General features: G+C 65.9%; 13 protein-coding genes and 5 tRNA genes. 8 read left to right on the forward strand and 10 right to left on the reverse strand.

Translation table 11 applies throughout. From position 1 onward, the window contains the following. Nucleotides 1-13 precede the first annotated feature (13 nt). Nucleotides 14-1291 carry a carboxylate--amine ligase gene (locus HMPREF9006_RS01000; RefSeq protein ID WP_009211665.1) on the reverse strand — a complete coding sequence of 426 codons (1278 nt, stop codon included), beginning with the start codon at nt 1289-1291 and terminating at the stop codon, nt 14-16. 70 nt (nt 1292-1361) lie between these two features. Between HMPREF9006_RS01000 and HMPREF9006_RS01005 the strand changes: the two genes are divergently transcribed. The 3 genes from HMPREF9006_RS01005 to HMPREF9006_RS01015 all read left to right on the forward strand — a co-directional run bounded on the left by HMPREF9006_RS01005 (nt 1362) and on the right by HMPREF9006_RS01015 (nt 4810). Further along, entirely contained in the window at nt 1362-2096 is a 735-nt protein-coding gene (locus tag HMPREF9006_RS01005) for a hypothetical protein (RefSeq protein ID WP_009211666.1), read from the forward strand. Between the two features lie 91 nt (nt 2097-2187). Beyond that, nucleotides 2188-3048: a hypothetical protein gene (locus HMPREF9006_RS01010; RefSeq protein WP_050786682.1), complete on the forward strand. Its 861-nt coding sequence runs from the start codon at nt 2188-2190 to the stop codon at nt 3046-3048. Nucleotides 3049-3058: 10 nt separating this feature from the next. Then, on the forward strand, nt 3059-4810 hold the full coding sequence (locus tag HMPREF9006_RS01015) for an alpha-glucosidase (protein ID WP_009211668.1): 1752 nt from the start codon (nt 3059-3061) through the stop codon (nt 4808-4810). A 232-nt stretch (nt 4811-5042) separates the two neighbouring features. On the opposite strand, the gene HMPREF9006_RS01020 is transcribed toward HMPREF9006_RS01015, so the two are convergent. The 6 genes from HMPREF9006_RS01020 to HMPREF9006_RS01045 all read right to left on the reverse strand — a co-directional run bounded on the left by HMPREF9006_RS01020 (nt 5043) and on the right by HMPREF9006_RS01045 (nt 7572). Beyond that, entirely contained in the window at nt 5043-6692 is a 1650-nt protein-coding gene (locus tag HMPREF9006_RS01020; protein WP_009211669.1) for a DUF5979 domain-containing protein, read from the reverse strand. Nucleotides 6693-7117: 425 nt separating this feature from the next. Next, nucleotides 7118-7192, reverse strand: a tRNA-Val gene (locus HMPREF9006_RS01025). 1 nt (nt 7193) lies between these two features. Next, nucleotides 7194-7264, reverse strand: a tRNA-Cys gene (locus HMPREF9006_RS01030). Between the two features lie 34 nt (nt 7265-7298). Next, nucleotides 7299-7371 (reverse strand) — tRNA-Gly (locus tag HMPREF9006_RS01035). 55 nt (nt 7372-7426) lie between these two features. Further along, nucleotides 7427-7498 (reverse strand) — tRNA-Val (locus HMPREF9006_RS01040). Between the two features lies 1 nt (nt 7499). Further along, a tRNA-Gly gene (locus HMPREF9006_RS01045) sits at nt 7500-7572 on the reverse strand. A 152-nt stretch (nt 7573-7724) separates the two neighbouring features. On the opposite strand from HMPREF9006_RS01045, the gene glgX reads away from it, so the two are divergent. From glgX to HMPREF9006_RS01060, 3 genes are all read left to right on the forward strand, one after another. Continuing rightward, the gene (glgX, locus tag HMPREF9006_RS01050) at nt 7725-9836 is read left to right on the forward strand and encodes a glycogen debranching protein GlgX (protein WP_009211670.1); all 2112 of its coding nucleotides are present in this window, start codon (nt 7725-7727) and stop codon (nt 9834-9836) included. A 118-nt stretch (nt 9837-9954) separates the two neighbouring features. Then, complete coding sequence (locus HMPREF9006_RS01055; RefSeq protein ID WP_009211671.1) at nt 9955-10509, forward strand: DUF3000 family protein; 555 nt, start codon at nt 9955-9957, stop codon at nt 10507-10509. Then, nucleotides 10510-11754 carry a ribonuclease D gene (locus HMPREF9006_RS01060; RefSeq protein ID WP_009211672.1) on the forward strand — a complete coding sequence of 415 codons (1245 nt, stop codon included), beginning with the start codon at nt 10510-10512 and terminating at the stop codon, nt 11752-11754. Between the two features lie 9 nt (nt 11755-11763). Here HMPREF9006_RS01060 and dxs read toward each other — a convergent pair whose 3' ends face one another. Further along, nucleotides 11764-13665: a 1-deoxy-D-xylulose-5-phosphate synthase gene (dxs, locus tag HMPREF9006_RS01065; protein WP_009211673.1), complete on the reverse strand. Its 1902-nt coding sequence runs from the start codon at nt 13663-13665 to the stop codon at nt 11764-11766. A 132-nt stretch (nt 13666-13797) separates the two neighbouring features. Between dxs and HMPREF9006_RS01070 the strand changes: the two genes are divergently transcribed. Both HMPREF9006_RS01070 and HMPREF9006_RS01075 read left to right on the forward strand, forming a co-directional pair. After that, complete coding sequence (locus HMPREF9006_RS01070) at nt 13798-15798, forward strand: alpha/beta hydrolase family protein (RefSeq protein WP_009211674.1); 2001 nt, start codon at nt 13798-13800, stop codon at nt 15796-15798. A gap of 50 nt (nt 15799-15848) precedes the next feature. Further along, nucleotides 15849-17630, forward strand: a complete 1782-nt coding sequence (locus HMPREF9006_RS01075; protein WP_009211675.1) for a chloride channel protein — start codon at nt 15849-15851, stop codon at nt 17628-17630. A gap of 7 nt (nt 17631-17637) precedes the next feature. Here the strand turns inward: HMPREF9006_RS01075 and HMPREF9006_RS01080 are convergent, their stop codons facing one another. Next, entirely contained in the window at nt 17638-18987 is a 1350-nt protein-coding gene (locus tag HMPREF9006_RS01080; RefSeq protein ID WP_009211676.1) for a class I SAM-dependent RNA methyltransferase, read from the reverse strand. Next, complete coding sequence (locus HMPREF9006_RS01085; protein WP_009211677.1) at nt 18984-21044, reverse strand: APC family permease; 2061 nt, start codon at nt 21042-21044, stop codon at nt 18984-18986. The genes HMPREF9006_RS01080 and HMPREF9006_RS01085 overlap by 4 nt, the downstream gene beginning before the upstream one ends. Between the last annotated feature and the right edge of the window lie 93 nt (nt 21045-21137).

The following is a 21137-nucleotide window of genomic DNA, read 5'->3' on the forward strand; positions in this document are numbered from 1 at the left end:
CCCCTCGAACGTGTCAGTACGAGGTCTGAGTCGGCTCGGGGTAGTAGCGCGCAAACTTGCGGCGGTGGTTCTGCTTCTGGAGCCAGACCGTGAGATTTCGCCGCAGGTTCTTCTCGGCTGGATTCAGGAGGAGGTCGAAGCGGCGCCCCTGCCCAATAATGCGTGTGACGCGCTCGCGCAGGTCGGGGTCGGTCACGTAGTGCAGGAGTAGAGAGTCCGGGACGAGGGTGTAGAGGATCTCATCGCGCGCCTGCTGCTGCTCACACGCCAGGCCGTCGATCAGGTCAGCGACCATCGGAATCATCGGATTCGCTCCCGCGGCAGCCATGTACCAGTTGTTACGTCCGATACGCGGGTTGACTTCGAGGAAGAGAGCGCGCCCGTCGCGCGGATCAATCTTCACGTCGAAGTTTGCGAACCCTCGGTAGCCGTTGTCCGTGAGCAGCGTGCAGGCGCTTTCCCATAGGGACGGAAACTCCTCGGTGATCATGGCGACGGGATTGCCGATCATGGTCGGTGCATGGTCTTCCAGGAGGACGCGAGCCGATCCGATGAGGGTCACCTCCCCGCGCGAATCCACGTACGCCGTGATGGAACGCATCGCGGTGTTGTCCCCCGGAATGAGCTCTTGAACGAGGAACGTGTCGCGGAAGCCAGCATCCCTGAGGGTGTCCCACAACTCCGCGAGTTCCTCGGGGGTATCGATGAACCAGATCTTGCGCTTGCCCTCGAACTCCAGCACGTCGTAGGGTTCACCATTCGCCGCCTTAGCCACGACAGGGAAGGGAAAAGGGGGCTCGGGGGCGGCCCAAGCCTCATCCTCGACATTGGAGAAAGACACGGTTATCGTGCGAGGCGTGCCGATGCCCGCGCGCTCGCAGGCGCGCGCGAATTCCGCTTTGTCCGTCAACCGTTCCATCACCTGAGAATCGGGGAAAGGGAGCGCGTAGTGGCGCGAGAGTGCCCGAGCGTTGCGGGCCACGAAGGCAGAGAAGATGTCGTGGTTCGCCATGAGAACGAGCTTCTTGTCGGGATGCTCACCCGCAACGCTCATCAACACGTCCAGCAGCTGCGCATCGCTGGCATGAGCACTGACATGGCGAACATCGAAGAAGTTTGACCGGGTAATCGACTCGGTCGGCTGGGAACCGACGCAGACACAGCGGCAGCCGAATGCCTCGTTGAAGCACCGACCGATTCCATACACCCCAAAGTCGCCACCGATGATGACGGGAAGGATGTCATCACGGGGGGTCAGAGGCCTGGGGCGGGTCAGGTAATCAATGCTCATGCCACAAGCCTAGCGCCTGGTAGGATACGTTACGTTCCCTGAGAGAGCTCTCACCACCAAGGACCGCACCATGAGCATGCCGTATCAACCAAACAACCAGCCTCCCTTCCAGCCTCAGCAGGGCGCCCCCGGCTACCCGGCTCAGGGCGGCTACGCAGCTACCGGCGGAGTTCCCCAGGGCGGATATGCGCAAGGCGGCTACGTGATGGGAGGCGCCCCCCAGGGCGGATACCCCCAGGGCGGCGGGAACGGAATGTATGGGCAGCCCCCCTATGGTGGGGGCGCGATGGGGCCGCAGCCCTCCGGATCGAACGTCGGCAAGATTGTCGCAATCATCGCGGGAGCCTTCGCGGTGGCACTCGTCGTCGGCCTCCTCATCTACCTGCCCTTCCTGAGGTCTTCCTCCGACGAAGAGACCACGGCCTCGCCGACATCCGCCGCCAGCCCCTCCAGCCAACCGTCGATGGGCTCCGCTCCGTCAGACAAGGCCACTGATTCCCCCTCTTCCCCCTCCAAGGGCGGCACTCCTTCGAAGGGAAACGGCGCCGATGGCAAGATGGAACAGCAGGTGATATCGGCCTGCAAGGACAAGATCAACCAGGAGGTCGCATCCGCGACGATCACAAACGACAGTGTCGCTCTCAAGAATCAGGGCGCGGCCACCACATCCTACGAGTACACGGGCCAACTCAGCGGAACGCGCAAGACGAACAACCGCGCGGTCTCCGGGAACTTCACCTGCACCGCAATTTACGTCAGTACGGACAATAGTCTGAACGTGTTTGTCAAGTTCTCCTCAAAGTGACGGCCAGCCCTGCCACCACGCTCGCCGCCACTGTCCCCGCATCCTGGGGGCACCGGACGACACCCAGAATCCGCCAACGCCGGGAGGCCTCGTGTCCAATCCATACCTTCCCAACCAACAGCCGCCCTACGGTTCCGGTAACGGCGGCGGGGCACCCGTCCCAGGAAACCTACCCTATGGCTCCGCATACGGTCAGCAGCCCACCCAGGAACTGCCCGCCGCGGGCAGCCAACCGTACGGCTCCGCATACGCTCAGCAGCCCACCCAGGAGTTGCCCACCGCGGGCGGATACGGGTACGGACAGGCAGGCATGGGGCAGGGACAGGCGAGCTACTACGGTGTGCCCGGCACCTATCCCCAGGGGCAGGCGTATCCCGTGGGCCCCTACGGCATGGGCGCGGGGCAACCGCCAAACAAGGGGGCTAAAACGGGACTGATCATCGGCATCATCGCCGCCGTCCTAGCAGTCATCCTCGTGATCGTCATTGCTGTCGCTCTGACTAGAAGCAACTCGAACACCTCCTCCCCCTCGCCCACGACCTCCAGCAGTCCGTCCTCCGATCCTTCGAGCAGCGACCCGGGCGCACATCCGAGCGCCGGCCCCTCCACAGGCCCCACAAACGCCCCCTCCGCGGGACCCGGCAAGACACCTTCTCCGCAGCCCAGCGGTCCGCAGGGCTTTTCAAGTGACCTGAGCGCCGCCGAACAGAACGGAATCAGGAACGAGTGCAAGGCCGCCCTCGAGCAGTCGGTCAGCAGCGGGACGCTCCATTGGGAGAGCATGCAACGCGACGGCACGGATGAGGACGGCAACCCGACGTACACCGGCAAAGGCCAACTCGAAGGAACCCTCCTGACGGGACGTACGGGAACCTTCACCGTGACCTGTAGCGTTGTCTACTACGCCGATACGGGTGCGTACGAGGCCTGGGCGAATCTCGACTCGCAGTAGTCACAGGCTCATGTTTCACCGCCCAGGCCTGCTACCCGAGAGGCGTTACGCCGCCTGTCCCTGGTGGAAGAACGCCGTCCTCTATCAGGTGTATCCGCGTTCGTTCCAGGACAGCAACGGCGACGGCGTGGGCGACCTAGCGGGCATCTACGCGCGCCTCGATTACCTCGCTCATCTCGGCATCGACATCATCTGGATATCACCCATCTACCGCTCGCCCCAGGCGGATAACGGCTACGACATCTCGAACTACCGCGACATCGATCCCCTCTTTGGTGACCTCGCGGCCTTCGACGCGCTGGTTGCCCGCGCCCACGAGCTGGGGATGCGCATCGTCATGGACCTGGTCGTCAACCACACGTCGGTGGAGCACCCGTGGTTCGTTGAGTCCGCAAGCGGCCCCCACTCCCCTCGCCGCGACTGGTACTACTGGCGCCCCGCGCGTCCGGGGAGAGAGCCAGCAGCGCCGGGCGCCGAACCGAACAACTGGGAGTCCTTCTTCGGGGGCTCCGCGTGGCAATTTGACCCGTCGTCGGGTGAGTATTACCTGCACCTCTTCGCCAGCGAGCAACCCGACCTGAACTGGGAGAATCCGCACGTGCGCGAGGCCATCTACGACATGATGAACTGGTGGCTCGAGCGAGGAGTTGACGGCTTCCGCGTCGACGCAATCGACGTGATCTCCAAGCGAGCAGGACTGCCCGACGGGGGCGCGGCGCGCGCCCCGTTCGGTGTGGGCCACGAGTGCTACGCCGACGGGCCCCGCCTGCACGAGTTCCTGCAGGAGATGAACGAACGAACATTCTCGCGTCATCCCGGCTCATTCACCGTCGGCGAGGCATCCAACGCGTCACCCGAGTCCGCGCTCCTATTCTGCGATCCCTCGCGTAACGAGTTCAACATGCTCATTCAGTTCGAGCACGTCAACCTGGGACTCGAACGGGGCCGTTTCGCCCCTCGCCCCCTCCGACCCGGAGAGCTTGCCGAGGTGTTGACCCGCTGGCAAAAGGCGCTCGAGGAGCGGGGGTGGAACGCTCTCTACCTCGAGAATCACGATCAGCCGCGCGCCGTGTGCCGTTTCGGCGACCCTGATAACTTCTGGTACGAGTCCGCGACGGCCCTGGCAACCGCCTACTTCCTCCAGCGAGGCACTCCGTTCATCTACCAGGGGCAGGAGATCGGAATGCTCGGCGGAGCGTTCTCCTCCCCCACCGACTTGCGCGACGTGGAGTCCCTCAACGCGCTGCGCGAGGATGCGGGCGAGGAGATTCCCCCCGGTCTTGCGCACATGTCGCGGGATAATGGCAGGACCCCAATGCAGTGGGACGACTCCGCGAACGCGGGCTTCACCGATGCCATCCCCTGGATCGGCGTACCCCATTCAGCATCCCAGATCAACGTCGCGGCGCAGCTCGCCGATGATTCGTCGGTCCTCGCCTACTACAGGGCACTCATCGATGCCCGGCATCGCATCGGTGCCGCGACCGACGGTGGTTTCACGCGACTCGACATGGGCGATCCCGCGCTGTTCTTCTACCTGCGGGAGCACGAGGGTTCCAGCATCCTCGTCGCGACCAACCTGTCCTCGCGCGCTCTCACCCCCTCTCCCCGCGGGGGCCACGAGGCCGCCTGTGCGCTGCCCTGGAGGCTCTACCTCGCTAACACACGGGGATCCGGCGTCGCGTCGGAGAACGCGCCCACACCCGTTGACCCGGCGTCGCCGATGGGTCCCTGGGAGGCGCGGGTGTACCTGATCCATTGAGGATCTGCGCCGGAGGTTGCAACCCGCGTGCGCCCGTGCCCGCAGCGGGCGCCCGCGGATCCGGGCCCTCGACCACCTTCCTGACGCTGCGGAAGCGACAAGCATCGGAGGGCGGGAGGAGCATTGCTCCTCCCGCCCTCGTTTCGCCGACCATGGGCCGGTCGGCCATTGTGCCTCACGGGCTCACGTGCGTCACGTTAGCCGTGGCCACGTGGGTCGCAGATGCCTCTCGTCAGCGTCCGCGGCGCCTTGCCGCGACCAGGGACACACCCGCGATGGCGACGATTCCCGCCAGGACACCCAAGCCGGCCGCGTCAGAGCCCGTGGCCGCGAGGCGCGGCGCGGGCGAGGGCTTCTTGGTCGGAGCAGGGGTGGCCGCCGGAGTCTTCGGCGCTGGCGTGCTCGGCGTTGCCGACGGAGTCGGGGCCGGGACGAGGGTGTTCGTCAGCGTCAACGAGTACGTCTGGTCATCGCTCAGCGTGAAGTGAGCTTCGCGGTTTCCGGCCTTCAACGACACTCCAGGGGCGGCCTCGAAGAGGCGACTCTCGGCTTCATTCCAGGTGATCGCGGCGTTGGAGGGGAGGTCCCCCTCGGTCACGGTCACCTCGGTTCCCAGGGGAAGAGCCTCGGGGTAGGTGTATGTCTGCCCGGCCTTGACGCTCGCCTGGAACGTCTTATTGGCCGACGCGTCGTCCTTGTTCGTGAGGGTGATCTTCAGCGTGTAGTCGAGGTCGTTGGCGGATTCGGGCAGTTCACCAACGACATTCTTCGTCACGGAGAAGGTCTGGTGCGCGTAGGCATCGGCACTGCCTCCGTAACGCAGGGTCTTGGTAACCGACTGAATGTCTTCGCGCCCAGGAATGTTGAAGTTGACCTTGTTCGAGAACTCGCCGACAACATCACTGGAGCGCTTCGCGTCGGCCACACGTGCGGGCAGCATGACGATGGCCGACTGGTTGGCGGGGATCTCGCCGAGCTTCACGGTGACCTTGCCGCTGGAGCACTCAACCTGCGCGGCCTGGCCGAATGCCCCCTTCGACGTGTCCTTCTCCTGGCGGATGCCCTCCGACGTGGTCGGGTCCGTCACGAGGTAGGTGTGCTTCTTCGTGTAGTCATCGACGGTGGCGCAGTCAAAGCTCCAGTTCGCTCCTTGGGGAACCTCGTCAACGACGGAGGCTCCGGTCACGGCCGCGGGGCCGGCGGGAACGATGACGCGCCACATAATAGCCTTATTCGAGTCGCCGTCCTCATCGTCCTTCAACGTCAGCCAGCCATCCTTCTGGAAGCGAGGCTCGCCGGGGACGCGACCAATCATGTCGAGCACGCGCGTGGTCTTGCCACCCAGGTTCACGGTGTACTTCTCGTTGCCGGGGCCACTGTACTGCGCGAGGCCGTTGGTGACCACCGAGCCATACCACTGGGCAGCCGTCTCAACTTTGGAATTGAAGACGACGGTGACCATGCCGTCGCTCCCCCATGTTCCGCAGCCAACCACGATATTGTTGTGCGAGACGACGTCGAAGGTGCGGGTCACGTTGGGACGCTGCAACTGACGCCCCTGCGAGGTCTCGGTGATGCGCGCGTCATAGGTGAAGTAGTCGCCGGCCTTCACGGCGCCCTCGGTCTTCCACGGTAGCTTCAGGCCGAGATCCCAGTAGTCGCCGACCGCCTGAGTCTCGCGACCCGAGTTGTCGACCAGCTGCGCCTTGTCCCAGTCCAATGTGACCTTATTGCTCACATTCGTCACCGCGTCAGGGCATGCCTTAGGTGCCGCGTACGCGACCTCGCCGGGCGTTATCAGTTGGCTGAGACCAAAGAAACTCAGAGCCAACGCAAGTGTGGCAAGAAGTGCGCCCAGGTGGCGCCGCTTCAGAGCAGTCATGGATTACTCCTGTCAATAGGATGTGCGACAGCGTCGCTTCACACCGTTCCAGTCTATGCCAACCCCTGCAACGTGGTCAACAATCAGAGAAAGGGGTCTCTCACAGGCTACGCACATGGGATGCGACAAGGATGTCGGAAGGCGCTATAGCTGGACTTACTCATTCACTGTCACGTTTTGCGCTCTGTCCGCTCCCGCCCCATCACGGGGCGACGCGAGCACGCATGACGACAAGCGTCAGGATTCGACACGTCACCAATGACAAGGACGCACAGAGGTCTTGTCACGGAACTTCAAGGAGGCACCCGGGACCCCATCCGCACCATTGCACGGCAGCACAGAGGGACGAAGCAACCCCGTCCGACATCGTCGCAGCGATCAAACGGCAATGCAAAGAAGCCGGATCCATAAGGATCCGGCTTGCGTGGTGGGCGATACTGGGATCGAACCAGTGACCTCTTCCGTGTGAAGGAAGCGCGCTACCCCTGCGCCAATCGCCCGAGGTGGGTACGGGATTCGAACCCGTGTATACGGCTTTGCAGGCCGCTGCCTCGCCTCTCGGCCAACCCACCACGCCCAATGGGATCGTGAGGATTCCCGATTGAGAGCGGATGACGGGACTCGAACCCGCGACCCTCACCTTGGCAAGGTGATGCTCTACCAACTGAGCCACATCCGCGTGAACCGCTTGTGCGGCCGGGCACTGCCCGCCAATCCTGTGACCAGGATGACCGTGGGCGATACTGGGATCGAACCAGTGACCTCTTCCGTGTCAGGGAAGCGCGCTCCCGCTGCGCCAATCGCCCGAGCGGATGACGGGACTCGAACCCGCGACCCTCACCTTGGCAAGGTGATGCTCTACCAACTGAGCCACATCCGCGTTTCTCAGAACGCCACGCGTTCTTCGCAACGGGTAAAACCTTAACAGACCTCCCCCCAGGAACGCAAAACCAACATGCAGTTATCCAAGTCACAGACATTGCTCGGGAACATTCCTGCCGACAGCCACGCTTTCGTGCCACTCTTACATCTATGGATACTCGACCTGGAAAGGCGTACCCCCTGGGCGCCACGTTTGATGGAACCGGTACCAACTTCGCAATCTACTCCTCGGTCGCGACCTCGGTCACTCTGTGCCTGCTCGACGAGGAACTCAACGAGATGCGCATCCCGATGACCGAGGTTGATGCCTGGGTGTGGCATGTCTACGTCCCCCAGGTCCGCGCCGGCCAGCGGTACGGCTACCGCATCGACGGCCCCTGGGATCCGCAAAACGGGCTGCGTTGCGATCCCTCCAAGCTCCTCCTCGACCCCTACGCCAAGGCGATCGAAGGCCAGCTCACGGACTCCATGGACCTCCTGTCCTACCAAGCGGACGATCCCCTCTCCCTCAAAGGGGGAGACTCAGCAAAAGCAACGATGCACTCGATCGTCGTCAACCCATTCTTCGACTGGGAGGGCGACCACCGGCCGGGGCACGACTACTCGGAGACCATCATCTACGAGGCCCACGTCAAGGGCATGACGATGCGCCACCCGGACGTCCCCGAGGAACTGCGAGGAACCTATGCCGGAATGGCCCACCCGGCGATCGTCGAACACCTCCAGAAGCTCGGGGTCACCGCGGTCGAACTGATGCCGATCCAGCAGTTCACCAACGACACGACCCTCCAGGCCAAGGGGCTCTCCAACTACTGGGGATACAACACGATCGGCTACTTCGCGCCTCACAATGCCTACGCCGCATCCCGTGAGCCGGGCGCTCAGGTCTCCGAGTTCAAGGCGATGGTCAAGGCGCTGCACGCGGCCAACATCGAGGTCATCTTGGACGTCGTCTACAACCACACGGCGGAGGGCAACCACCTGGGACCAACCCTGTCCTTCCGCGGAATCGACAACCCCTCCTACTATCGCCTGGTCGATGGGGATCGGCAGCACTACTTTGACACGACCGGCACCGGCAACTCCCTCCTCATGAGTTCCCCGCAGGTCCTGCAACTCATCATGGACTCGCTGCGCTACTGGGTGACCGAGATGCACGTGGACGGCTTCCGCTTCGATCTGGCCTCCACGCTCGCACGCCAGTTTGCCGAGGTGGACCGTCTCTCAGCTTTCTTCGATCTCATTCACCAGGACCCGGTGGTGTCGCAGGTCAAGTTGATCGCCGAGCCGTGGGACGTGGGATCCAACGGCTATCAGGTGGGTGGATTCCCGCCGCTGTGGTCCGAATGGAACGGACGCTACCGCGACACGGTCCGCGACTTCTGGCGTGGAGAGTTCTCGTCCCTGCCCGACTTCGCCTCGCGCTTGGCGGGCTCCTCCGACCTCTACGGGACGACCGGGCGCAAACCGATGGCATCGGTCAACTTCGTCATCGCCCACGACGGTTTCACCCTGCGAGACCTTGTCTCCTACAACGAGAAACACAACGAAGCCAACCAGGAGGGAGGCGCCGACGGAGCGAACGACAATCGCTCGTGGAACTGCGGGACCGAGGGCGATACGGACGACGAAGAGATCATCGAGTTGCGCTACCGCCAGCAGCGCAACTTCCTCACCACGTTGATGTTCTCCCAGGGGGTTCCGATGATCGCCCACGGAGACGAACTCGGGCGCACCCAGCGCGGCAACAACAACGCCTACTGCCAGGACAACGAGCTTACCTGGATCAACTGGGACCTCAACGAGCACGACTACAAGCTGCTGGAGTTCACCCAGCATCTCATCCACCTGCGCCGAGACCATCCCGTCATGCGTCGCAGGCGCTTCCTGGAGGGGCCCGCCGAGCGCGGAGGCGAGTCCGCGCTCGGCGAGATCGAATGGTTTACACCGGCCGGAACCCACATGACCGAGGACGAGTGGAACCAGCCCTGGGCACGATCGACGATGGTGTTCTACAACGGGGATGCGATTCGTGAGCCCGACGTCGACGGGCGTCGAATCCTTGACGATGACTTCCTCCTGCTTCTCAATGCGGCTCCCGAGCCCGTCGATTTCACGCTGCCGGACACCAAGTACGGACACGTCTGGTACACGGTCGTCGACACGTCGGGGGACAATGAGTGCCGCGAGTACCGCTCCGGAGACATCGTGCACGTCAAGCCGCGCACCTCGTTCATCTTGCGCAACCCGCGGGGCCGCTGACTTCGCGCCCCCAATCGACGCAGCGGTTTTCCCCACACGCGTACCGACTACTTATCGAGATGATGATCGGCGGCGCGTCTGGACCCGAAGCCGTGATGACACCCGTACGATTTGACGTGTGAACGAAAACGCGGTGCCCGAGGAGTTTGTGCGGGCTCTGCTGTCCCTGCGACAGGCCGACCACCTGCCGCACATACTCCTCGAGGAGGTTTCCCCACCTCGACGTCTCGCGCCCTTCACGGCGGCACTCGCGATGCGGACGACAGACGAGGATGACGCGGGACAGCCCCTGTCGACTGGTCAGATGGTGATCCTGCATGATCCGGTGGGGCAGATTGGTTGGAACGGCACGTTCCGTGTCGTGAGCCAGCTGCGCGCCCAGATCGACGCGGACATGATGGGAGATCCCCTGCTCGCGGAGGGCGTGTGGGGGTGGACCCTCGACTGCTTGCACGTCGCCGGCGCGGGGCTCCATGACCTGACCGGTACCGTCACGCGAGAGATGAGCGAGACCTTCGGCGGCCTCGAGTTGCGAGGCTCCTCCCTCTTTGTTGACGTGCGCGCCTCGTGGACTCCCAACAGCGAGCACCTTGGCGAGCACCTAGCCGGATGGGCCGACGTGATGCGCCGGACGGCCGGCATCGTTCCCGCCCGTCATCTTGAAGGAGTCTGAGTGCGAGTCAACAATGGCGGCGGCCTGCCGGTCGGCGACACGGATGATCCCGAAGTCATCGCACAGCCACGCGGGGGCACCCCCGCCATCGTCGATACTCCCTCCGGCCTGGACGACGCGGCGAAAGCGCTTGCACTCGGGCGGGCACCGGTCGCGCTCGATGTCGAGCGCGCGCAGGGTTTTCGCTATGGCTCCGACCCCTACCTGGTGCAAATACGCCGTGAGGACGTCGGCACGTTCCTGATCGACACGCACGCCCTGCCCGATCTGTCGGCCCTGGCGCCGGGGGTCGACGACGTCTGGCTCCTGCACGACTGCCTGCAGGATCTGCCGAACCTGCGCCAGGTCGGGTTGGTTCCCTCCTCGCTGTTTGACACCGAGATTGCCGCACGCCTGGTGGGCTTGGAGCGCTTCGGCTTGGCTGCGGTCGCCGAGCAGGTGCTGGGCCTGGGCCTGGTCAAGGATCACCAGGCGTCTGATTGGTCGCTGCGTCCCCTCCCTCCCGAATGGCTGCGCTACGCGGCGTTGGACGTGGAGCTGCTGACGGAGCTGTACTACCGCCTGTCCAAGAGGCTCGATCAGATGGGTCGCTGGGAGTGGGCGCAGCAGGAGTTCAGCCACGCCCTCTCGGTCCGCCCCTCCCCCGCCAAGCCGGATCGCTGGCGCTCGCTGCCGGGAGCGGGCAAGGTCCGTAGCCGCCGGGGACTCGCGGTCCTTCAGGCGCTGTGGGAAACCCGCGAGGAAATTGCCCGACGCGTCGACATCTCCCCGGGTCGCTTGGTGCGCAACGCCGCCCTCGTGCGCGCGGCATCCGCGCCGCCCAGGAATCGGCGCGCGCTCATGAGTATCAACGAGTTCCGCTCCCCTTTCGCTCGCCAGTTCGAAGACGAGTGGATGCGCGCCCTGGCACGCGTCAGGGCGATGACCGAGGACGAGCTTCCACCCGCCCGCCGGCCCGTCCAACCGGGTTCGATTCCCGAGCCCCGTCAGTGGAATCGAATCGACGAGGCGGCGGCCGCGCGGCTGGGTACGGTGCGCGCCGCGGTGGCGTCGGTCGCCTCGCAACTGGGGCTGGCCCCCGAGGTGGTCCTCGCGCCTCAGGTGCAGCGTTACCTGGCGTGGGCGCCCCTCGATCCCTCCCGTCCCTCCGGGGACGAAGTCGAGGAACGCATGGTGAACCGGGGCGCGAGAGACTGGCAGATCGACCTGACTCTCGACCCGATCTGCGACGCTCTCGGCGTCTGAGTCGCTCCCCTAGCAGCGCGCGAGACGTTCGACCTGCGCTCGGACCGCGGCCTCGATACCGTCCGCGTCGTATCCGAAGTCCTTGATCATCTCGGAGCGGTCCCCGTGCTCGGGAAGAACCTGGGGAACTCCCAGGCATCGAACGGGAATGCCGGCGTCGAAGAGGCTGTCCCTGAGGGCCCAACCGAAGCCCCCCTGAACGATCCCGTCCTCAACTGCGATGACGGCGTCGAAGCCGAGCGCGAGCGAGGCTAGATCCGGGCTGATGGGAACCAGCCACCGGGGATCGACCACGGTGACGGATATGCCATCGTCGATAAGTCGACGTGCAGCGGTGATCGCGTCGGGCACGCACGCCCCCGTGCCGACGATGAGCACGCGGGCACGGCAGGGCGCCACCTCCTCGTCGAGGAGCACGTCGACGTCGCCCACTCGCCGCAACGCGGGCATCGGTTCGGGCAGAGCCCCCTTCCTGTAGCGCAGGACGGTGGGTGCATCGTCCACGCTGATTGCCTCACGCAGCTCCTCGCGCAAGGTGTCCTCGTCTCTGGGGGCGGCCAGGCGCAGGCCGGGGATCAGCGAACACATGGCGATGTCCCACACGCCGTTGTGGGATGCCCCGTCGGTTCCGGTGATTCCCGCGCGATCGAGGATAAAGGTGACGCCGGCGCGATGGAGCGCAACGTCCATGAGGAGCTGATCGAACCCTCGGTTCAAGAACGTGGCGTAGAGCGCAACAACGGGGTGTGCCCCCTCATAGGCCATGCCGGCGGCCGACGTCACCGCTTCGGCCTCGGCAATGCCGACGTCTATCACGCGACCGGGGAATGCCTCGTGCATGGGTCCAAGCCCCACCGGCTGCATCATCGCGGCCGTGATGCCCACGATGTCCTCGCGCGTGGCGGCCAGGGAGCGAATCTCGTCGGCAAAGACGCTCGTGAAGCCAAAGCGTTCGGGAGCGACGGGCAGTCCGGTCTCGGGGTGGATGGGGCCGACCGCGTGGAAGCGGTCCGCGATGTTCTCCTCGGCGGGCGTGTAGCCGCGTCCCTTCTCGGTGATCACGTGCACGAGGACGGGCTGGTCGAGGGAACGCGCGCGCCTCAGCGCGGTCTCGACCGCCGCGATGTCGTGGCCATTGACGGGGCCCACGTACTTCAGGCCGAGGTCCTCGAACATGACCTGGGGGTTGAGAGCGTCCTTGATTCCCGTCTTCAGGCCGTGGAGAGCGTCGTAGGCGGCGCGCCCCGGAATGCCCTTGCTGAGAAGGTGCTGCTTCCCCCACGCGAGGGCACGCTCGTAGCCCGCGGACGTGCGCAGGGCATCCAGGTGAGTGGCCAGGCCTCCGATCGTGGGGGCGTAGGAGCGACCGTTGTCGTTGATAATGATCGCGATGCGCCGGTTCTTCGAGGTCGCGATGTTGTTGAGGGCCTCCCAGGCCATTCCGCCGGTCAGCGCGCCGTCTCCGATGACGGCGACCGTCCACGTGCGATCCCCGCGCCGATGCTTCTCCCGCGAGATCCCATCGACCCACGCCAGCGACGACGACGCGTGAGAGGATTCGACGACGTCGTGCTCAGACTCGGAGCGAGACGGGTAACCCGACAGGCCACCCGGGCAACGCAGCGAGGAAAAATCTTGGCGTCCCGTCAGGAGCTTGTGCACGTATGCCTGATGGCCCGTGTCGAACACGATCGTGTCCTGCGGCGAACGGAAGACGCGGTGCATACCGATCGTGAGTTCAACCACTCCAAGGTTGGGTCCCAGGTGCCCTCCGGTACGAGAGACGTTATCGATCAGGAACTCCCGAATCTGGCGCGCCAGCTCATCCAGCTGTCCGGGATCGAGGCGGCGCAGCTCCCGCGGTGCGGTGCAGCGCGACAACAGGTCGCGAGACTCTTGTGCTCCAGACATGAGCACCAGTGTAGTTCCCTCCGCGTCTCATCTACGCGTCAAAGCGGGATCCTCTCCCGTGGGATCCGCGCAGGCGGGAGACGCGAGCACTAAGATGGGAACGTAGGCTCGCCATACGCTCAAGGAGGCACTATGTCCGTCACCGTCGCTCCTCACGGCATTTGGAAGTCCCCCATTACGGGTGATTCCTTCACTGCGCGTTCGGTCACCCTCTCCCAGGTCCGGGTTGATGGACCGGACACCTACTGGGTGGAGGGTCATCCCCTGGAGGGAGGCCGTGGCACGCTGCTGCGGCGGCGCGGGACAGGCGAGACGGGCGAGGTTCTGCCCCTCATTGACGGGGTTCGCCTGCCCGACGTGGGCACGCGCGTGCACGAGTACGGCGGCAAGGCATACGCCGTCCACCACGGGGTCATCGTCTTCTCCGACCGCACCGACGGTCGCGTCTACGCCTACGACACCTCCGACCCGCGCCGAGGGGTGCGCCCCCTGACGACCCTGTCGAAGGTCCGCTACGGTGACTTCTGGATCGCGGACGTACGTGACCTCGTGTACGCGGTCGCCGAGGACCACTCGGGGCCGGGCGAACCCGTCAACTCCATCGTCGCGATCCCCCTGGACGGCTCCGCAGCGCGTGACGACAGCGCCATCATCCCCGTTTTTGGCGAAACGGACTTCGCTCAGGCACCCGTCGTGTCCCCCGACGGGACAAAGCTCGCGTGGATCTCGTGGAACCATCCGAACATGCCATGGACGTCCTCGCAGCTGCGGGTTGCCTCGCTGACCTTTGAGGGGCGGATCGACCGCGAGGTCGTCCTCGTCGATCAGCCGGGCGTGTGCGTCTACGAGCCGCGGTGGACGCTGGACGGGGACCTCATCCACGTTGACGATTCCTCCTCCTGGGCCAACCTGTACCGCACCCAGGGTTTTGTCTGGAACGAAGGGGAGGATCCCAACGCCTGGACGACGCGGCTACGCACCCGCTCCCTGCATCCGGGGCGCAGGGCCTTCTCCCACCCCCACTGGCAGCTGGGCCTGCACTCCTACGACAACTACGACAACGACCTTCTCGTCTGCTCCTGGGTCGAGGACCAGGAGTGGCATATCGGCACCGTGCGCGTCGACAACGGCATGGCCGAGGAGTGGGCAACCGGTTGGTGGCCGATCGGCAACGTCGCAGCGGCCGACGGTCGCGTCGTGTTCCTAGCGGACTCCGCCACGCACACGCCCGCGATCATCGAGGTCTCGCGCGGCAAGACAAAGGTTCTGCGCCCCTCCTCCGAGGCGGAAGTGCCCGCTGCCCTCATCTCGACGGCGCAGATGCTCACGTGGAAGACCTCCGACGGCGAGGAATCGCACGGCCTCTACTACGCGCCCGTCAACCCCGACTTCCGGGCACCGGACGGGGAGCTTCCTCCCCTGATCGTCAACGTGCACGGCGGGCCGACCAGCGCCAGCCGACCCGGCCTGTCGGTTCCCTTCCAGTATTGGACGAGCCGCGGCTTCGCTGTCCTCGACGTCAACTTCCGGGGATCGACGTCCTTTGGCCGCGCCTACCGTCAGAAGCTCAACGGCCAGTGGGGCGTCATGGACGTCCAGGACTGCGTCGACGGCGCCCAATACCTGATCAACCTGGGGTACGTCGATCCGAAGAGGATTGCCATTCGTGGCAGCTCCTCCGGTGGTTTCACGGCGCTCAATGCCCTGGCTTCCTCGGATGTTTTCACCGCGGGCGCCTCCTTCTACGGAATTGCCGACCTGGTGAAGCTGGCGCAGAGCAGCCACAAGTTCGAGTCGCACTACGATCAACTGCTGATCGGATCGGACGATGTGTCGGACCCGGTGTGGGCCCAGCGTTCCCCGATCAACCGTGTCGATCAGATCCACGCTCCTCTGCTGCTCCTTCACGGTGGCGAGGACCCCGTCGTGCCCGCCGCTCAGGCGGAGGAGATGTACGAGGCTCTGCGGGCAGGCGGTAACGCGGTGGCGCTCAAGCTCTACCAGGGTGAGGGGCACGGATTCCGTTCCGCCGTCAACATCAAGGACGCATGGCAGACCGAGCTCTCGTTCTACCGCACCGTGTGGGGCATCGCCACCGACGCCCCCATCCACGTCGAGATCGCGAACCTGTGACGCGGCGTCCTCAATCCCCGCAGCCCGGTCGGTCGGCTGCGGGGATTCGCGTGAGGGTCGGCCACACGGTCGCTGCGCACCGATCCCTGCTCGGCATTGCTGCGGCCGTGGTGGGCGCCGTCGTCGGCGCCGCGGCGGTCCTGTTTAACCTTGCGATTCGAGCGTGGACGTGGGTATCCACGGGCTTCACCGAGTACACGACCCACATCGGGTCGCCGCACGGGGTCTGGGGGTGGGCTCCCTGGCTCTTCCTCCTCCTCTCCCCCGCGCTGGCCGGAGCGGTCTACGGTCCGCTCATTCAGCGTTTCGCCCCCAGCGCGAAGGGCCACGGCATTCCGGAGGTCATGCTCGCGGTGCGCCGCAAGGGCGGACGCATTCCCGGGCGTGTCGCGGTCGTGAAGATCGTGTCCTCGGCGCTGACGATCGGATCGGGTGGCTCCGCTGGGCGCGAGGGGCCCATCGTGCAGGTGGGGGCATCGCTGGGATCAACGATCGCCTCGTGGCTCGGGATGCCGGTCTCCCGAGTGGTGTTGCTTGCCTCGTGCGGGTCGGCGGCCGGCATCGCGGCCACCTTTCACGCGCCCCTGGCCGGCGCGGTGTTTGCGCTTGAGGTGATTCTCACGGAGTTCACGGCGGAGACCTTCGGTTTCGTCGTTCTCTCGGCGGTCAGCTCCTCGATGGTTGCCCGCATCCTTCAGGGCGATGAGATGGTGGTGCGCGTCGCGAGTGACCTGTCTTTCGCCTCTCAGACGGACATGTGGTGGGTGGCGCTGCTGGGACTCGTCGCGGGCATGTGCGGACTGGGATTCTCCAAGCTCCTCTACGCGTGCGAGGACGCGATCGACTGGCTGTGGGCACGCACACGCCTGCCGCAGTGGGCGCGCCCGGCGGTCCTCGGCCTCGTGCTCGGCGCGGGCCTAGTCGCGTTCCCGTACATGTTCGGGTCGGGTTATCCGCTGGAGGAGGATGCCATCGCGGGCAACTTCTCGGTTGCCTTCCTGCTGGCCCTGATGCTCGGGCGCGCCCTGTACACCGCCTTCACGATCGGAATGGGCGGGTCGGGCGGAGTCTTCGCGCCCACTCTCTTCATCGGAGCGATGGCGGGCGCAGCCTTCGGGGACGTCGTCTCCCCGCTATCCGCTTCGCCCGTCGGTGTCTTCGCGGTGGTGGGCATGGGTGCCGCATTTGCGGGTGCAGCCCGCGCCCCCATGACGGCCGTTCTCATCATCGTGGAGATGACGGGGCAATTCTCCCTCATCCTGCCGATGATGTTGGCGGTCGTCATCGCCACGGGAGCCTCGCGTTTCCTGACCCGCGCGACCATCTACACCGAGAAGCTGCGTCGGCGCGGGGACGTGTTGGACGACCCGGTGGAGGGAACTCTCCTGGGCACGCGGGTGGCCTCGCAGTGGATGACGCACGCCCCCGAGGTTCTCGCCGCCTCCGCCTCGGTTGCCTCGGCCCTGTCGGCGCTGCGCCGCACGAAGGAGAGCGCGCTGCCGGTGGTCGACGGCGGTCGCTTCGTTGGCTTGGTGTCCTCACTGCGTCTGGCCGAACTCACCCAGGAGGGTGGTTCGCTCGACTCTCCGCTCTCCGATCTTCCCCTCATTGACGAGGCGGTGCCCGACAGCGCTCCCCCCACCAAGGTCCTTGAGGCGCTGCGGCGCACGGGCCTGCAGGCCCTGCCCGTCCTGGACAATCAACGCCGCGTCGTTGGCTGGGTCTCCGAGCGTGACCTGGTGGATCGCATGTACCGCGACCAGCGCCGCGCGATCGCGGCCCGCACACAGACCTCATGGGGGTCGCGCCTGAAGGAGCGCCGGGCGAGGTGAGGAGTGCTCACCGCGACAGGACCGAAACCATCTCCACGTGGTGCGTGTGGGGGAATAGGTCCCAGGCCTGCAGGCTCGCCAGGGTGTAGCCGCACTCCGTGAGTGCGCGCAGGTCGCGCGCTCCGGCCGCCGGGTCGCAGGACACCAGGACGACGCGAGGAGCACCCGTGGCCGCGATTGCCTCGCACACCTCGGCTCCCGCACCGGCGCGCGGCGGATCGGCCACGACAACGTCCGGCACGGCACCCAGCTGGCCCGACAGGTCGACGACTCCCTCACGATCGACGTTTCCGGCGAACGCGTCCACCCAGTCAAAGGCTGCGAGGTTCTCGCCCGCATCACACACGGCACCCTCGTCGCCCTCGAGCGTCACGACGTGCCCTGACTCGCCGACGGCACGCGCGAGCGGCACCGAAAACAGGCCCGCGCCCGAGTACAGCTCCATGATCGCACGCCCAGCCCCGGCCTCGTGGGCACCAAAAGCCGCAGCCAGCACGGCGTTCGCGAGCACCTCGGCGCCGCACACGTGCGTCTGCCAGAAACCGGAGGGGCGCACGTAGTACGACTCGACGCCGGAGCCACGCGGCACGTTCCAGCGCAACACATTGACGTCGATACGCACGCCGTCGGCGGCGTACGTGTCCTCGCCGATCAGGACGACGGGCTCACCGCCGGAGGGGGCCACCGCGCGCACGCGGTCCCCCGGCTTCCACAGACGACGCCACGGCGTGTCCTCATCGAACAGCCCGAGCTCGCGGATCGCGGGCACAGCAAGCGGCATGTCCTCGAGCGCGATCACGCGGCGTCCGCGGAACTCGTGCATGCCGACGCGACCATCCGCGTCGATGACGACGTCAATGCGAGAGCGACGACCGGTCAGCGGATCGCCCGGGTCCTCATCGCCCGGCGCGGGAGCGACACGCACTCCCCCGAGGGCGTCCACGGCATCGGCCAGAGCCTCGCCGCCCACGCGGCGCAGCTGCCCGGCGATCACCCGGGACTTCCAGTCGCGCTGAGCGGCGGGCGTGAGGTGCGCGAGTTCTCCGCCGCCGACCCCGCCGGGGCCGGCCTGGGGCCACACGGAGGGGACCCGATCGGGCGATGCGTCAACGACCTCGACGACGTCGGCCCACGCGAGCTTCTTCTGGACGGCGGTCACCCGCGCACGGACAAGCTCGCCTGGTGCCGCGTGGCGCACGAAGACGACACGCCCGCTCTCGTCGCGGGCGACGCAGGCGCCGCCGTGTGCGGGCTCGCCGACGCTCAGCTGGAGGACCTCGCCGATGCCGTCACGGGGCTGCGCGAGAGCGGGACGGCGGCGCGGGGAGGGACGGCGACGCGAGGGGCGAGGACTCACGGGGCCTCCTGGGAGGATCGCTGCGGAGTATGCGCCGCGCTCGAGGTGACGGCGTCGGGTGCGGGGACGCGCAGGAACGGGTCGTTGACGCGCTGGCGGCCCTCCACGACGTCGTCCTCGCCGAGCTTCCAGGGCACGACCGTGATGACGACCCCGGGAACGTCAAGCAGCGCGGCGCGCAGTCGCAGGGCCGACTGGTTGTGCAGGAGGTTCTCCCACCAGTGGGTCACCAGGAACTGGGGCATGTAGACGACGAGCATCTCGGTGGGCGTTGCGCGGCGGCGAGAACGCACGTACTGCAGGATCACCGAGGAGATGTCGCGGTAGGGAGCCGACAGAAGCGTCAGCGGCACGGGCAGGCCCGACTCCTTCCACTGGCGCAGGATCTTGTTCTCCTCCTCGTCGTCTGCCGCGACCGAGACCAGTTCGATGGAGGTGGGCGAGGAGGCTCTCGCCGCCGCGACCGCACGCATGGCGGGGCGGGACAGTGAGGAGACCAGGACGAGAGCGCGCACGCGGGTGGGCAGTGCTCGACGCGCGTTCCAGTCGTCCACGCGCAGCTGGGCGCTCACCGTCTCGTAGTGCCGATGGATCGAGATCTGCACGCCGAAGGCGATCGCAATCATCAGCAGGGTGATCCACGCGCCGTGCGTGAACTTCGTGGCCAGCACGATCAGCAGAACCAGGCCCGTCATCATGAAACCGACGATGTTGACGGCCCGAGATCGCAGGACGGCCATGCGTTCCTGACCCGACTGGCGCGACCGAAGCTGCTTGTTCCAGTGACGGATCATTCCCAGCTGGGAGAGGGTGAAGGAGATGAACACGCCGACGACGTAGAGCTGGATGAGACGCGTCGTCTCCGCGTGGAAGCCGACGATCAGCGCGATCGCGGCGACGGTCAGCACGACGATGCCGTTGGAGTAGGACAGTCGATCGCCTCGGCGCACCATCTGGTGGGGCAGGAAGGAGTCCTTCGACAGGACCGAGGCCAGGGTGGGGAATCCGTTGAAGGCCGTGTTTCCGGCCAGGACGAGGATGAACCCGGTGACGACGGTGATGAGGATGAACGGGATCGACCCCTGGCCGAAGACGGCCGAGGCAATCTGGGAAATCGCGGGGTTGATGGGCGTGTTCTCCGCGACGGCCCGTCCCCCATCGGTGAGCTGCGCGGCCGGATCGTCGACGATCTTGACCCCGGTTGCCCTGGCGAGCACGAGGATGGAGATCATCATCGACGCCGCGATCATCCCCAGCATCGCCAGGGTCGCCGCCGCGTTGCGGGACTTGGGCCGACGGAACATGGGCACGCCGTTGGAGATCGCCTCGACGCCCGTCAGCGCCGCGCAACCGGAGGAGAAGGCACGCATCAGGAGGAACGCGCCGGCGAGCCCGGCCAGGCCGTCGGTGTGACCGGGGGCGGCAACCAGGTCGTAGGCCGCAGTCGGCGCAACCCCCAGCGTGCCGGTCGCCATCTTCGCGAAGCCGACGACGATCATGAGCCCGATGGCCAGCATGTACACGTAGGTGGGCACGGCGAAGGCGCCACCGGCCTCGCGGGTTCCGCGCAGGTTCAGGGTCGCCAGGATCACGACGAGGCCGACCGCGATCGGCACCTCGTAGCCCGCCAGCGCGGGCACGGCGGTCGTGATGTAGTTCGCACCCGACGAGATCGAGACCGCGACGGTGAGAATGTAGTCCACCAAGAGGGCCGAGGCCACGAGCAGACCCCAGGAGCGGCCGAGGTTCGTGGTGACGACCTCGTAGTCGCCGCCGCCGGAGGGGTAGGCGTGAACGGTCTGCCGGTAGGAAGCCACGACAACCGCGAGGACGAGCGCGACAACGGCGCCGACCCACACGGACTGCAGGGCCGCCATGGACCCGGCCAGCGCAAGGGTGAGAAGCACCTCGTCGGGAGCGTAGGCGACCGACGACAGAGCGTCGGAGGCGAAGATCGGCAGAGCGATACGTTTGGGCAAAAGCTGGTGACCCATCGCGTCCGATCGCATCGGGCGCCCAATGAGCACGCGCTTCGCATAGGCCAACAAGTTCGTCACAGTGTGTAAGCCTAGTCCACCCGGCGCCCGCGCGGCAGGGCTGGGCACGCACGGATGGCCACCGCGCCCGAGGCGGAGTAGGTTGGTAGTCGT

Source organism: Actinomyces sp. oral taxon 180 str. F0310 (genome assembly GCF_000185285.1).
Lineage (GTDB): Bacteria > Actinomycetota > Actinomycetes > Actinomycetales > Actinomycetaceae > Pauljensenia.